The sequence below is a fragment of the Lysinibacillus sp. GW823-FHT06C08 genome, assembly GCF_058795135.1.
Map to the genome: position 1 here is coordinate 154,886 of NZ_JBXAHN010000003.1, position 14,802 is coordinate 169,687.

General features: G+C 39.2%; 16 protein-coding genes. 14 read left to right on the forward strand and 2 right to left on the reverse strand.

Annotated features, from left to right (window positions below; genetic code table 11):
* Nucleotides 1-2 precede the first annotated feature (2 nt).
* The 9 genes from AC1Q6O_RS10810 (at nucleotide 3) to AC1Q6O_RS10850 (ending at nucleotide 6,348) form a co-directional block, all read left to right on the forward strand.
* On the forward strand, nucleotides 3-593 hold the full coding sequence (locus tag AC1Q6O_RS10810; protein WP_089986656.1) for a nicotinate-nucleotide adenylyltransferase: 591 nt from the start codon (nucleotides 3-5) through the stop codon (nucleotides 591-593).
* Complete coding sequence (gene yqeK, locus AC1Q6O_RS10815) at nucleotides 562-1,134, forward strand: bis(5'-nucleosyl)-tetraphosphatase (symmetrical) YqeK (RefSeq protein ID WP_089986655.1); 573 nt, start codon at nucleotides 562-564, stop codon at nucleotides 1,132-1,134. Before AC1Q6O_RS10810 ends, yqeK begins: the two co-directional genes overlap by 32 nt.
* Nucleotides 1,131-1,475: a ribosome silencing factor gene (gene rsfS / locus AC1Q6O_RS10820; protein WP_008180916.1), complete on the forward strand. Its 345-nt coding sequence runs from the start codon at nucleotides 1,131-1,133 to the stop codon at nucleotides 1,473-1,475. The genes yqeK and rsfS overlap by 4 nt, the downstream gene beginning before the upstream one ends.
* A complete protein-coding gene (locus AC1Q6O_RS10825; RefSeq protein ID WP_089986654.1) occupies nucleotides 1,476-2,216 on the forward strand; it encodes a class I SAM-dependent DNA methyltransferase in 741 nt (246 codons plus the stop codon).
* 76 nt (nucleotides 2,217-2,292) lie between these two features.
* The gene (locus AC1Q6O_RS10830; protein ID WP_258954979.1) at nucleotides 2,293-2,484 is read left to right on the forward strand and encodes a hypothetical protein; all 192 of its coding nucleotides are present in this window, start codon (nucleotides 2,293-2,295) and stop codon (nucleotides 2,482-2,484) included.
* Entirely contained in the window at nucleotides 2,477-2,644 is a 168-nt protein-coding gene (locus AC1Q6O_RS10835) for a hypothetical protein (protein ID WP_164908733.1), read from the forward strand. The genes AC1Q6O_RS10830 and AC1Q6O_RS10835 overlap by 8 nt, the downstream gene beginning before the upstream one ends.
* 99 nt (nucleotides 2,645-2,743) lie before the next feature.
* Nucleotides 2,744-3,379 carry a helix-hairpin-helix domain-containing protein gene (locus AC1Q6O_RS10840; RefSeq protein WP_089986653.1) on the forward strand — a complete coding sequence of 212 codons (636 nt, stop codon included), beginning with the start codon at nucleotides 2,744-2,746 and terminating at the stop codon, nucleotides 3,377-3,379.
* A gap of 108 nt (nucleotides 3,380-3,487) precedes the next feature.
* Complete coding sequence (locus tag AC1Q6O_RS10845) at nucleotides 3,488-4,057, forward strand: ComE operon protein 2 (protein WP_008180909.1); 570 nt, start codon at nucleotides 3,488-3,490, stop codon at nucleotides 4,055-4,057.
* Nucleotides 4,058-4,233: 176 nt separating this feature from the next.
* Nucleotides 4,234-6,348 (forward strand): DNA internalization-related competence protein ComEC/Rec2, encoded by a 2,115-nt coding sequence (locus AC1Q6O_RS10850; RefSeq protein ID WP_342530146.1) that lies wholly within the window; start codon nucleotides 4,234-4,236, stop codon nucleotides 6,346-6,348.
* 32 nt (nucleotides 6,349-6,380) lie between these two features.
* Here the strand turns inward: AC1Q6O_RS10850 and AC1Q6O_RS10855 are convergent, their stop codons facing one another.
* On the reverse strand, nucleotides 6,381-6,518 hold the full coding sequence (locus AC1Q6O_RS10855; RefSeq protein WP_004226902.1) for a YqzM family protein: 138 nt from the start codon (nucleotides 6,516-6,518) through the stop codon (nucleotides 6,381-6,383).
* Nucleotides 6,519-6,793: 275 nt separating this feature from the next.
* Here AC1Q6O_RS10855 and holA point away from each other — a divergent pair, with 275 nt between their 5' ends.
* Nucleotides 6,794-7,804, forward strand: coding sequence for a DNA polymerase III subunit delta (holA, locus tag AC1Q6O_RS10860; RefSeq protein WP_096365201.1), 1,011 nt, complete (start codon nucleotides 6,794-6,796; stop codon nucleotides 7,802-7,804).
* Between the two features lie 94 nt (nucleotides 7,805-7,898).
* On the opposite strand, the gene rpsT is transcribed toward holA, so the two are convergent.
* Complete coding sequence (gene rpsT / locus AC1Q6O_RS10865) at nucleotides 7,899-8,147, reverse strand: 30S ribosomal protein S20 (protein ID WP_008180898.1); 249 nt, start codon at nucleotides 8,145-8,147, stop codon at nucleotides 7,899-7,901.
* A gap of 163 nt (nucleotides 8,148-8,310) precedes the next feature.
* On the opposite strand from rpsT, the gene gpr reads away from it, so the two are divergent.
* The 4 genes from gpr to lepA all read left to right on the forward strand — a co-directional run bounded on the left by gpr (nucleotide 8,311) and on the right by lepA (nucleotide 14,637).
* Nucleotides 8,311-9,327, forward strand: a complete 1,017-nt coding sequence (gene gpr, locus AC1Q6O_RS10870) for a GPR endopeptidase (RefSeq protein WP_312144038.1) — start codon at nucleotides 8,311-8,313, stop codon at nucleotides 9,325-9,327.
* Between the two features lie 85 nt (nucleotides 9,328-9,412).
* A complete protein-coding gene (gene spoIIP, locus AC1Q6O_RS10875; RefSeq protein WP_225316126.1) occupies nucleotides 9,413-10,255 on the forward strand; it encodes a stage II sporulation protein P in 843 nt (280 codons plus the stop codon).
* Between the two features lie 414 nt (nucleotides 10,256-10,669).
* The gene (locus AC1Q6O_RS10880) at nucleotides 10,670-12,553 is read left to right on the forward strand and encodes an acyltransferase family protein (RefSeq protein WP_008179544.1); all 1,884 of its coding nucleotides are present in this window, start codon (nucleotides 10,670-10,672) and stop codon (nucleotides 12,551-12,553) included.
* 257 nt (nucleotides 12,554-12,810) lie between these two features.
* The gene (gene lepA / locus AC1Q6O_RS10885) at nucleotides 12,811-14,637 is read left to right on the forward strand and encodes a translation elongation factor 4 (RefSeq protein WP_008179541.1); all 1,827 of its coding nucleotides are present in this window, start codon (nucleotides 12,811-12,813) and stop codon (nucleotides 14,635-14,637) included.
* The last annotated feature ends 165 nt before the right edge of the window (nucleotides 14,638-14,802 follow it).

The window sequence follows — 14,802 nt, forward strand, 5'->3', positions numbered from 1 at the left end:
CGATGAAAAGGGTCGGTTTACTAGGAGGTACGTTTAATCCTCCACATATGGGGCATTTATTAATGGCAAATGAGGTATTTCATGCATTGCAACTCGATGAAATACGCTTTATGCCGAATGCCATACCGCCACATAAGCATGCACGGTATGATGCCAGTAATGTGGAACGACTTGAAATGGTGGAGCTTGCAATTCGCCCATTTCCTTATTTTTCGGTAGAGTCGTATGAGGTAGACAAGGGTGGCGTATCCTATTCCTATGAGACACTTTCGGCATTATGTAGAAAGGAACCTTCTGTAAAATTCTACTTTATTATCGGTGGCGATATGATTGATTCGCTACATACATGGCATTGTATAGATGACTTAGTAGAGCTTGTCCAATTTGTTGGTGTCAAGCGTCCAGGAACGGCAGCCACTACAGAGTACCCTATATGCATGGTGGAGGTGCCTCAAATCGATTTATCGTCCACGCTGATTCGTGAACGCCTAGCGACTGGAGGAACGGTGACACTTTTACTACCAGAAGCGGTAGAGTCGTTCATACGAGAGGAAGGTCTTTATGGAACGCGAACAGTATTTAGCGGCGATTAAGCCCAGAATGCCGGAAAAACGTTATATTCATACAATCGGTGTTATGGAAACGGCCATCGATCTTGCACGAATGTACGGCGAGGATGAGAAAAAGGCTGAAACAGCTGCAATCCTTCATGATATTGCTAAATATGCAGAAATAGAATGGATGGAGCAAATCGTCCGAACGGAAAAGTTAGATGAACGTCTCATTGGCTGGGGCAGTGAACTACTTCATGGCCCAGTTGGTGCATATATTGCAGAAAGTGAATTCCGCATCAAAGATGATGAGCTGTTGAATGCTATTCGTTTCCATACGACAGGACGACCTAATATGAGTCGTTTAGAAAAAATTATTTTTGTCGCAGATATGATTGAACCAAATCGCCAATTTGCTGGTGTGGATCGTCTGCGCAAAAAGGCGCAAAAAAATTTGGATAAGGCCATGAGTGCATGTGTCCGTCATACATTGGCATTTTTAATCGACACAAGGCAGCCTATTTATCCGTTATCAATAGAATGTTATAACGATATGATGAACAGAGAGGATAGTGAAGGATGACTTCAACTTTATTACAAGCAGCTTACAAAGCGATCGACGACAAACATGGTGAGGATATTGTCGTTTTAAATATGCAAGGAATTTCTCTTTTAGCAGATTACTTTATCATTGCCCATGGTAACTCAGATCGTCAGGTGCAAGCAATTGCACGCGAATTACAGGATGTAGCCGAAAAAGATGGCTATGAAATTCGCCGTGTCGAAGGTTTTGATGGAGCTCGTTGGGTTCTAGTAGACCTAGGAGATGTAGTAGCACACGTATTCCATAAAGATGAGCGTGCTTATTATAATTTAGAGCGTCTATGGGGCGATGCACCACAATTAGACATGCCAGAGGCCTAAGTGAGTAGTTACGAACGCTTCGCCCATGTCTATGATGAGCTACAAACTGATATTCCTTACAATCTCTATGTAGATTGGGTTGTACAGCATGCACCTAGCGGCCAATACAAAAAGCTATTAGATATTGGTTGTGGAACTGGTGTGCTTAGCTTGTTATTTGCACAGGCTGGCTACAAAGTCAGCGGCGTTGATTTATCAGAAGAGATGCTTTCCATTGCGACTGAGCGTTTTACTGATGCAGGATACGAGGCTCCATTTTATTGTATGTCCATGGACGAACTCGATGGCTTTGAGGAAGTCGATGTGGTCACAATTGCCATTGATTCTCTGAATTATGTTGTAGAGGAGCAAGCAGTCTATACGACATTAGAACGGATCTATAAAGCACTACGAGATGGGGGCCAGCTATTTTTTGATGTCCATTCACTATTTAAAATGACAGAAATCTTTTTAGATGGTCCATTTACGTATGACGATGGAGACATTAGTTATGTATGGCATACAGAGCCCGGAGACTTTGAGCATTCCATTATCCATCAAATGACCTTTTATGTGCGTGATGCTACGAGTGATTTATATGAACGCTTTGATGAGGAACATATTCAACGCACGTTTCCTATCGACCAATATATGACTTGGCTTCACGACATCGGCTTTAGTGATCTGGAAGTAACATCAGATTTTACAGACGAAGCACCCGAATATGAAAGCGAACGCATTTTCATCCGTGCGGTAAAGTAAATATGGGAAAGTACCACACTGCCGATTGGTAGTGTGGATTTTTTTTGTGAAGCTGGTGGAGAGAGCATTGAGGGTGATGGATAAAACAGCGAAAGTGACGGATAGAACAGCGAGAGTGACGGATAAAGCGAAAGCGATGGATAAAGTAGTCAAAGTGACGGATAGAATCACAAAAGTGACGGATAGCACAGCAAGAGTGACGGATAGAATCGCAAAAGTGATGGATAGAGCATCGAGGGTGAAGGATAAAAGCGAAAGCGATGGATAAAGTAGTCAAAGTGGCGGATAGAATCGCGAAAGTGACGGATAGCGCAACAAAAGTGACGGATAAAACAGCGAGGGTGAAGGATAAAGTAGTCAAAGTGACGGATAGAACCGCAAAAGTGGCGGATAGAACCACAAAAATAACCAATCGAGCGATCAAATGAGAGCTTTCCGTCCCTGCTTTCAGGTTTGCAATTCAGGTTTGTTAGTGTATGATGAGGGTACCTCCATATGATGACCTTTTGCATTGAAAGGATGGTACTATGTTGCAATCTTTATGGCAAAAGTACAAAAAAGGTATGCTAATCCCTGGCGTACTAGTAATCAGTGGACTATTTTTTTACTTCTATTTTTCGAGTTCTGACTCTTCACTTCCCCAAGAAGAGCTCATCGAAACCATCCAACCTATTGAAGAAATAAATCAAGTGGTATCTACTGTGGAAGAGGCGGTCCAACAGCAGATATTTGTTGATATAAAGGGTGCTGTTATGTATCCGGGCGTTTATGAGCTTCAGCCAGATAATCGTATTATCGATGCCATTCAGCTTGCAGGTGGTTATATTGAGAATGCGGATACGCAACTTGTTAATCATGCGCAAAAAGTTCAGGACGAAATGGTCATTTATATTCCCATCAAGGGTGAGCATCTTGTAGATGCATCTACAAATCTGCTCATTTCACCTATAGAGAGCGAGAATAAGGATCAAAAAATTAATATCAATATCGCTGATACGGAGACTCTTGCCACATTACCAGGAATTGGCCCCTCAAAAGCTCAAAGTATTCTTAGTTATCGGGAGGAAAACGGACACTTTCAAACTATTGATGACTTAAGAAATGTTAGTGGTATTGGTGAGAAAACATTTGAGAAATTAAAGGATTCTATTACAGTTAAGTAAAGCTAATAGCATATGACATATTGACGCCCCTTTTCCAAAAGGGCTACACTATAGTAGAAAAGCAACGTGATCGAAAAACTTGTAAGGCAAAATTTTGGAGGTAGTCATATGGAGCGAATTACTTGGGATCAATTTTTTATGGCTCAAAGCCATTTACTCGCATTGCGTAGTACATGTACAAGACTAGCGGTAGGAGCGACTGTTGTCCGCGATAAGAGGATTATAGCAGGGGGATATAATGGGTCCATTACGGGTGATGAGCATTGTATCGAAAAAGGCTGCTATGTGGTGGACAACCATTGTGTGCGTACGGTGCATGCTGAAATGAATGCGTTACTACAATGTGCTAAATACGGCACACCAACAAAAGGTGCAGATTTATATGTGACTCATTTCCCATGTCTCCCCTGTACAAAATCTATTATTCAAGCAGGCATTGAGCGTGTTTGTTATGCAACTGATTATAAAAATAATCCATATGCTCAAGAATTATTTGAAAAAGCAGGTGTGACAGTCGTCCATGTACCATTTGATGAACGGAAAATCGATTTTTTACGAGATGAAAAACTAGCCTTGTATACAGAGATGCTTCATGAACTTCGCGAGAACGGATTGCCAGCAGAAAAATTGCTTCCGTATGAACAGAAGGTGAGTGCACTATTTGGTATAAAGCTTTAAGGCATAAATGGATTTATATAGCTCTCGCTGTACTTGTCGCTTCCTTAGCTGCTCACAAGTCGGCATGGCTACTCGTATTAGTACTTCTTTTAGCCCTGTGGCTCATCTTAAAGGGTGAGTCACGTTTCTTAGTGATAATTGTGTTAATAGGTGGCTTATTATCGCATATTTTTTTTGTGACAATTCAATTAATAGCACCTACCCCACTGCCATCCTCTTTCCCTTTAACTTGGTCAAACGACTATAAAATAAGCGGCCAAAAGCTCCGTGGATTTGCTACAACTACAAATGGTCAAAAGTTATATGTAGTATATACATTTTCCTCAGAACAAGAAAAAGTTAATTATGAACATACATCTATAGCAGGAATGACGTATCTTGCGAAAGGTGAGTTTGTGACTCCTTCTCCATCAGCCCATGATTACGCCTTTTCTATGTCAACTTATTTAACGAGTAAGGGGGCAACTGGTATCGTTGAAATCACTAGTTGGACCTTTATGGAGAAGCGCAGTTCCCCCACCATATTTCTCGCTAAACTGAGACAACAGATGAAAAGACATATAGAAATGACATTTCCCCAAACACTAGTAGCGGAGGCTCAAGCCCTTCTCATTGGAGAGCAGGATCAAATGGATGATGAGCTACAACGAGCCTATCAAAAGCTAGGAATCACTCATTTATTTGCAATCTCTGGTTTACATGTAGCACTGATGTCATGGTTATTTTTTGAAGGCTTGCTACGCATACGTATTCGCAAAGAGATGGCGACTGTGGCCTTGCTCATTTTACTACCGATCTACGGGGTCATTGCGGGGGGTGCTCCGTCTGTATGGCGAGCAGTCTCAGTCGTAGAATTAATGATGTTGCTCCGTTATTTGAAATGGGAGCTGTCAATCGATGACGCACTTGCTATCAGCTTTACAGGGTTTGTTTTACTTGAACCGGGAGTAATCTTTCAAATTGGTTTCCAACTGTCCTATTTAGCAGCGGCTAGTCTAGTTTATTCTAGTTTTATTTTTACCCAGACTAGCAATTGGATATCCCGTTCTTTTTTCGTCACATTCGTCTGTCAGCTACTCGTCTATCCTTTATTACTTCATCATTTTTATGAACTTTCCATTTCCTCGTTTTTTGTCAATATTATCTTCGTTCCTTTGTTTTCCTTCGTTATTTTACCTTTTAATATGGTAGCGTTAGTTCTTACGTATATTTCCTTACCATTAGCAAACCTTTTATTTGCAGGCTACGAGCCTCTGCGAAATGGGCTAACGAATGTCATTTTTTCAATACAAGCACTGCCTTTTCAATTATGGTCACCAGGTAAACCATCCATCTGGCTTTGTTGTTTAGCGATGCTAAGCGTTCTCGCGTGTTTCTATTTCTTAGAAACAAAACGTTTTGGGCATGCGATTGTTGTTTTAGTCATCCCAGCGATCTGGATTCATGTTTACCCAATGCTTTATAGTGACACAAAGATAACGTTTTTAAATGTAGGGCAGGGTGATTGCATTGTGATTGAATTGCCATTTAGGGAGGCTGTATATGTCATTGATGCTGGTGGCCTTTTACGCTTTGAACAAGAGCAATGGAAGAAGCCAAATAAAGTTTACGAGGTGGGGAAACAAGTGGTAGTCCCATTTCTGAAAGGGAAAGGAATACGAACCATTGATATTTTTATTGTTTCGCATGCAGACGCTGATCATGTGGAAGGAGCCGAGGAGATTTTACAAGAGATTGGGATGAAAGAAATTCACGTTACACCTGGTTCGTTGGGACAGCCTATTATGAGAGATTTGTTAAGGGAAGCCCAAAAGCAAAACGTTCCTATAAAAGAAAAGATGAAGGGCACTTCATGGCAGAAAGGCGAGACTAGCTTTTCTTATTTATGGCCTCAGGATACCTATTACGAGGGTAATGATGACTCCCTTGTTTTATACATGCGTCAGAAGGCGTTTACAGCGTTATTTACAGGTGATTTAGAGAAATATGGCGAACAACAGCTTATGATGCATTATGGACCTCTAATAGCTAATATAACCCTTCTGAAGGCTGGTCATCATGGCAGTAAAACATCTAGTATCGAATCATTTGTAGAGCTCGTACAACCTCAATTCACCGTTTTCAGTGCTGGGCTTCAAAATCGTTATGGTCATCCACATGAAGAGGTAGTTGAGCGATTTGTCAATCGGAATTTAGCTACTTGGACAACGGGGGTGGATGGCACAATCGAAGTACGTATTCAGGGTAATCGTTGGACAGTCACAGCAAAAGAAAAAGACCTTGTCCAATGATCAAGGTCTTTTTCCTTCGTATTTAAGTCTGATTACTGTGATACGAACTCTACTATTGTCGCGATAATAAACATTAGTGTGAAAACGCCAAATGATACACCGAAACCAACACCTGAATCGATTGCATCGTTACGTCGACATTGTATGTTTTTTCCTTCAAATGGATTCATTGTTATCCCTCCAATTCTGTTATTTATTATAAGACAACATGTACATAAAAGCTATATCGAAAAGGAGAATTCCCCGGCTGGCAAGGAATCGACACAATTCGGTCAAACTCACTACAGGACACCTAAGATAGCTTGGTGATTGCTCGACAGAGCCGTAATCTTGGATTGGCTTACCAAATGAACGCCATATAAGTATGGCATCTATCAAGGTTGTAGCCTGCTCAATCCAGATAAAATCATGTATACTTATAGTATTGCTAGATGGAGGGAAAATTATGATTTCAACGGTTTGGAAAACAATAAAAAAAGGTGAGCTGGCACCAGTATATCTACTAGTTGGTGAAGAAAGCTATTTTATAGATGAAACCATTAAGCGTATAAAAGAAGCAATGGGACCAGAAGACGAGCTGGAAATGAGTACTTTTGATTTAGATGAAGTGCCTGTTGATGCTGTTATGGATGAAGCGGATACCATTCCCTTTTTCTCTGCGCAAAAGCTCATTATTGCCAAAAATGCTTCATTTTTAAAGGCGACAGAGAAAGGCAAAGAAAAGATTGACCATGATGTGAAACGACTGGAGACATGGTTGTCCAACCCTTCTGATTTTTCCGTAACCGTTTTTATTGCTCCATATGAAAAGTTAGATGAGCGTAAAAAAGTGACAAAAATGATGAAAGAGCATGCATTACTGGTCGAAGCAGAAACACCTAAAGAGCAGGATTTAGCTGTTTGGATTCAAAGTAATGTTAAGGCACAGGGCAATAGCATTACACAGGATGCGATCGAGCTTCTTGTGACGATGGTTGGGGCGAACATGCTTCAATTACAAATGGAAATAGACAAGCTTACCCTTTATCTTGGTGAAGGCGGAGAAATTACGGTATCGCTAGTGGAGGATTTAGTGGCAAAAACATTGGAGCAGGACGCCTTTAAAATGCTCAACGCCTATTTGGCCAATGATTCGGTCAGCGCTTTGTCGATTTATCATGATTTATTGCGACAAAAGCAAGAGCCGATTATGCTTGTTGGACTACTAGCATCCAATGTTCGCACGATGTCGAATGTTTTTTATTTATTGAAAAAAGGGTACCATCCGCAGCAAATCGCCAAAAATTTAAAAATACATCCGTATCGTGTCAAATTAATGACGGAGCAACGTAATCGTCCGTCAGAAGAAAGCTTACTGAGAGCATTATATCAACTAGCGGAGGTCGATTTACAGTTGAAATCAACAGGTGGTAATCGCGAACGATATTTGGAGCTCTTTTTACTTCGTCAACTTTAATACAAAAGCTGTCCAATAGCGGACAGCTTTTATGTTTTCGATAAAAATTAAAAAGACCAGCTACTCTTAATAGAGTATCTGATCCTTTAAACAATTACGCTTTTTTAGCAAGGCGAGACTTTTTACGAGCCGCCGCGTTTTTGTGGATAAGTCCTTTTGAAGCTGCTTTATCTAATGATTTGAAAGCTGCTTGTAAAAGTTCTTGTTTGTTTTCAGCATTGTCAGCAACAGCGTTTTCAGCTTTTTTCACTGTAGTACGCATAGCAGATTTAGCTTGAGAATTAGCAATGTTAGCTTTTTCGTTAACTTTTACGCGTTTAATCGCAGATTTAATGTTTGGCATATATTTCACCTCCTAAATTAGGTACGAGATGATATCTTCTCATTGATTTCTTGTGTCAATACAACAAAAATCATTTTAACAAACGCTTGGCTAAATTGCAATAGATAAATGCAAAGAATATTTACTTGACAGTTTGAACAAACTACTGCTTGAGGTGATTTGTATGCAAAATTTTAACTGGTATCGGACAGATTTAATCGATGAATCTGAAGAGGTAGTTGTCCATCAGACGAAAGAGCAAAAAGAAAAGCTTAAACAATCGAGTGGCGTTCAAATTGAGGACCGAACAGCCGGACGAGTGAAAATTACGGATGTGCTAGTGGATGGAGAGGGTGAGAAGCAAATTGGCAAAAAAGAAGGCCAATATATTACCCTTTCTGTTCCGACACTGACATTAGAAGATCAGGACGGATTTATACAGCTGGAGCAAGAATTGCTAGAGAATTTTAAAAAATTACATGAATCGCTCTCCTGGCAAGAGGACGATAAAATTTTAATTATTGGTTTGGGTAATCGCACGATTACACCTGATGCGATTGGTCCGTATCTGATTGATCATTTGCATAGTTTAGATGTGATTGATGATAAATTTGTTATGTATGCCCCAGGTGTCACTGGACAAACGGGCTATGAAACGGGAGAGTTTGTAGCCGCAATTGCTGAGCGATTAAAGCCAAAATTAGTCATTGTCGTTGATGCGCTTGCGACAAGAGCTAGTAATCGACTTTGCAAAACCATTCAATTAACGAATACAGGTATACATCCAGGGTCAGGTGTAGGGAATCAAAGGCAAGAAATCTCCTATGAAATGCTTGGCATTCCTGTAACAGCCATTGGTATACCGACAGTGGTAGATGCGCCTGTTTTAATTGCTGATGCGGTAGAAGTTATGCTGCGATCAATAGCGGCTCGCGTAGCTGAACGTAGTAATCCTTCATCGAAGCTATCATTATCCTCATGGCAGCCAAATATCGACAAAGAGCTAGATATGTCATTGGTAGAACCTATTTTCGGGGAATGGGCAACATGGACGAGAGAGGAACGTCAGCAATTGTTTGAAGAAACTTTTGCAGCCTCACATAGACAATTGATGGTAACGCCTAAAGAAGCGGATTACTGGATTGATCGTTACGCAAATTTAGTCGCTTCAATGCTGATGAACTGGGCCAGTGATTTATAAAAATTAGCTAACATTATGCATAAATCAGGAAAAATTTTTACGTTCTAAATGACACCCCCCCTCCATACGATATGGGGAGGAGGGTGTGACTTTGCTAAAAAAACTACAATGGTCATTTGGTATATTATTGTTCTTTTTCGTATTACCTGTCATTGCTGGGCAACTTCCGTTCAACAAGCAAGCATCGACTCCGATTAAACAACCTGAAGATAAACAAGTCGTGTTTGCCGCTACTAATCTAGAAGAACAGAATGTACTTGAACAAACGAAAGAGCCTGAACCAGATTTAGATCCGTTTAAGGTGTTAGTATTATTTACGCATACGCATGAAGCATACGAACCGATGGTGAAAGCTGTGAGTGGTAAGGTAGCGACTTCTCATGAAACGGTCAACATTATGAGCTTGAAGGATAAGATTGTGAATCATTTTAATGTCAATGGTTTAAAGACGGATATTCTTGATGTAGATACTATGAAGGAATTACAAGCACAGGGGAAGGGCTATCATCAATCCTATGATGTGATAAGACCTTTTCTTAGTAAACATTTAGAAACCAATAATTATGATTTAATACTAGATTTACATCGTGATTCCTTAAAACATGATCTTACAACGATCTCATATAATGGGGAAAACTATGCGAAAATCGCTATCGTCGTTGGGGCAGAGCATGCTAATTACCGCTGGAACACAGCTTATGCAGAGAGTTTATCTTCCACATTGAATGCCATCGTTCCGAAAATATCAAAAGGTGTTATTTCCAAAAGTGGAGATGGTGTCGATGGGAGATATAATCAAGATTTAGCAAAGCAAATGATGATTATTGAAATCGGTGGGATTGGCAATACAGAAGAAGAGGTAAATCGAACGATTGCGGTAATCGGGAAAGCCATATCAAAGGCATTTGTTAATGATTCAAAAAAATAAACATAGTAATCAAAAAGTGAGTCTCCTATAGGCTCGCTTTTTGATATTTTATTATAATAAAAATTTCCAGAAAAAAATCTAATTATTGGGCTTTCCATTGCTCAATTCTTGCCTTATAATTTTCAAGTTGGCTCACGATTTTATAATGAATGAAGGCATATGCTAACAGGGTGAAAGAGCTTTTGTAGTATCTACCATTTATGGTAATGCCTTTTTAGAAATACATATGTAGAGAATGAATTTTATAAGAGACTAGAAAAGTAATGACATTCAATATTTCTCTAAAACTTTTATCGTTTCTCAAACGTCAAACATATAAGTGAACAAACTAATCATTTGAGAGGGGATGGTTTTCAATCAAGGTTTCACAATACTTGACAATAGGTTTTATAGATTATTGAAGGAAGGAATAGTATGTCAGGCAAGTCATTAAATCATCGTTACATTCCTGGACTAGACGGGATTCGAGCATTAGCTGTATTAGCAGTTATTGCTTATCATTTTAACTTCAGTTGGGCTAGAGGTGGCTTTTTAGGAGTTGATATCTTTTTTGTGCTATCAGGCTATTTAATCACCTCTACCATGTTACCTTTAAAGGGCAACCAATTAACAGTCAGTCTAAAGAAATTTTGGATTGGACGATTTAGACGGTTACTACCGGCTGCCTACGTTATGATTATTACATCATTTGTTTGGGCAATGCTCTTTCATAAAGAGCTCCTTCATACATTACGTGGAGATGCACTGTCTTCTATTTTCTATTCAAGTAATTGGTGGTTCATTTTTCATAAACTTTCTTATTTTGATAGTTTCGGTTCTCCATCACCCTTAAAAAATTTATGGTCATTAGCCATTGAAGAACAATTTTATGTTATTTGGCCATTACTTTTAATGATAGGACTGTATGTTGTAAAAAAACAAAGTAAACTAGCAAAGATTGTTTTTATTGGAGCTATTTGCTCGGCCCTATTAATGGCAATACTTTACCAGCCAGGTGCTGATCCGAGTCGTGTATATTATGGAACGGACACACGCTGTTTTGAATTATTAATTGGCTGCTGGTTAGCGCTTATTTGGCCAATGAAAAGACTATCATCACAAAAATTATCAATAAACCATATGAAGAAATTAAATAGTATTAGCTTTATTTCGTTTACTATTTTTCTTGTCAGCATTATGTATGTGGATGAATTTCAAACATTCCTTTATAGAGGCGGAATGTTCCTATTTTGCTTGAATGCAGCCGTATTAATTGCTTGTGTTTGTCATCCAGTTAGTATTTTAGGAAGAATACTTGCGTGGAAACCACTATGTTGGATTGGCTCACGATCCTACGGTATTTATCTTTGGCACTACCCCGTCATGGTATTAGGCACACCTATTCATGAAATTGGAAACCCCTCCTATTGGCGAATTGCGCTTCAGTTAGTACTCATCGTGACGATTGCAGAATGCTCCTATCGCTTTATTGAAATGCCGATCCGTAAAGAAGGATTCTGGGCATATTATCGGAAATATTTCGTATTCAATAAAAAGAAATGGGGGAGCCTCACATTTTCAAGAAAAGTATCTACTGTCATGGCTCCACTTTTCCTTCTTGTATTTTTCACAGGGATTACAGGGGTCGTGGGAGAAGGCCAGCAAAGTTCAAAGGATTCGTATCCAACTGCCATTAAAATTAATGGTGATGAACCTACTGCTAATCCAATAAAAGAACCGGACAAAACAACTGACAATCCTTCACCTAGTAAGGAAGAAGAAGTTGATGTTCCAGATATAGAAACACCAAAGCCAGAAGAACACGAAACAAATGTTGTGCCTGAGAAAGAGGATGCTTATCAAAACATACTAGCAATTGGTGATTCTGTTATGATCGATATAGCAACGAGCTTACATAAGGTTTTTCCGAACATTACAATTGATGGGAAGATAGGTCGTCAAGTTTCACAAGCTGTCAAGCTAGCACCAAATTATGCGAGTTTTAATCAATCTAATAATGCGATAATAATCCAATTAGGGACAAATGGCTATTTTACGAATGACCAAATAGATACACTTCTTGCTGCATTTGCTCATGCAGATATTTATTTAGTAAATACACGTGTGCCTCGTTCATGGGAAGGGAAAGTGAATGCGTCTTTACTCCAAAAGTCAGAGGAACATGAAAATATTACACTCATTGACTGGCATGCGGCAGCCCTTAATCATCCAGAATACTTCGCTCCAGATGGTGTTCATTTAGAGAAAAAGGGTGTAGAAGTTTTAACAAATCTTATTCAACAATCCATCAACAAATAAATGAATAAAAAAGTCAGTATATACAGCTTTTGTCTGTGTAGCTGACTTTTTTTATTTCGTAGAATATAATGTTTTTTTCAATCAATTCTTATTGAGGAGTCCAATCCCACTGTATTTATATACTTAAAACTATGAAATTTAATTGCGGTAGCAAACATCCAAAGTATTGATATTATAGGCTTTCTAGTCTAGTTGCTGTTGTACTTTGAGTAGCGTTCATAGTATAATTCATTATAGTTTAATTAGGAGTGGAAAAGATGAACCGAGAAGCACGTTTAAAACGACAAGAGAATATACGGAATTTCTCTATTATTGCACATATTGACCACGGGAAATCAACGCTTGCAGACCGTCTTTTAGAGCAAACAAAATCATTAACATCCCGTGAAATGAAAGCACAGCTCCTCGACTCAATGGATTTAGAGCGTGAGCGAGGCATTACGATTAAATTAAATGCAGTTCAATTAAAGTACGAAGCAAAAAACGGTGAAGTATATACATTTCATTTAATCGACACACCAGGACATGTCGATTTCACATATGAGGTTTCCCGTAGTTTAGCTGCTTGTGAGGGCGCCATTTTAGTAGTGGATGCTGCACAAGGTATTGAAGCGCAAACACTGGCAAATGTTTATTTAGCTCTTGATAATGATCTAGAAATATTACCTGTTATTAATAAAATTGATTTACCAGCAGCAGATCCTGAACGCGTACGTCAAGAAGTGGAGGATGTCATCGGGTTAGATGCATCTGAAGCAGTATTAGCTTCTGCTAAGGCAGGAATTGGGATTGAGGATATTTTAGAGCAAATCGTTGAAAAGGTACCAGCACCAACAGGTGATCCAGATGCACCTCTACAAGCCTTAATCTTTGACTCAATTTATGATGCCTATAAAGGTGTTATCATCTCCATTCGTGTTATCAATGGAACTGTAAAGCCTGGAGATAAAATCCGCATGATGGCAACAGGAGCGGAATTCGAAGTTATTGAAGTTGGGGTACATACACCAAAAGTTGTGCCACAATCTGAATTAACGGTTGGGGATGTAGGCTATTTAACAGCATCTATTAAAAATGTAGGGGACACACGAGTAGGGGATACAGTAACCTATGCAAACCGTCCAGCTACTGAGCCACTAGCAGGGTACCGTCGCTTAAATCCAATGGTATACTGTGGTTTATACCCAATCGATACAGCCAAATACAATGATTTACGTGAAGCTTTAGAAAAATTAGAGTTAAATGACTCGGCTCTACAGTATGAGCCTGAGACATCTCAAGCACTTGGTTTTGGTTTCCGTTGTGGATTCTTAGGATTACTACATATGGAGATTATTCAGGAGCGAATTGAGCGTGAATTTAATATTGACCTAATTACAACTGCGCCTTCGGTAATTTACGAAGTCCATATGACAGATGGCTCTTCCATCAAAGTAGATAATCCTTCCTTTATGCCAGATCCACAAAAAATTGATCGTGTAGAGGAGCCCTATGTAAAAGCTACAATTATGGTGCCAAATGATTATGTAGGAGCGGTCATGGAGCTATGTCAAATGAAGCGCGGTAATTTCATGACAATGGATTATATTGATACAACTCGTGTAAGTATTATTTATGAAATGCCTTTATCAGAAATCGTGTACGATTTCTTTGATTATTTGAAATCAAATACAAAAGGCTATGCATCATTTGACTACGAATTAATCGGTTACAAGCAATCAAAATTAGTGAAAATGGATATTTTACTAAATGCTGAGCAAGTCGATGCACTAAGCTTTATCGTACACCGTGATTTTGCCTATGATCGTGGTAAAATTATCGTTGAAAAATTAAAAGAATTAATCCCACGTCAACAATTTGAAGTTCCAATTCAAGCAGCAGTTGGCCAAAAAATTGTGGCACGTTCAACAATTAAAGCTATCCGTAAAAACGTGTTAGCGAAATGTTACGGTGGGGATATCTCACGTAAACGCAAGCTTCTTGATAAACAAAAAGAAGGTAAAAAACGTATGAAACAAGTAGGTTCAGTCGAAGTCCCACAAGAGGCATTCATGGCTGTACTGAAGATGGATGATACGAAGTAAGGTTGATGTAACAGCGTTTATAGGGGTTTTAATTGTGCTTTTTTATACCTGTATGGTGGAGGTGGCCACCGATTTGCCACCGCTTCAAAATTGTTCCAGTAATTTATAAATCATTTGCGATGGAATCAAACATATCGGCAGCATCTCTTGCCATCTTTTGAGTTA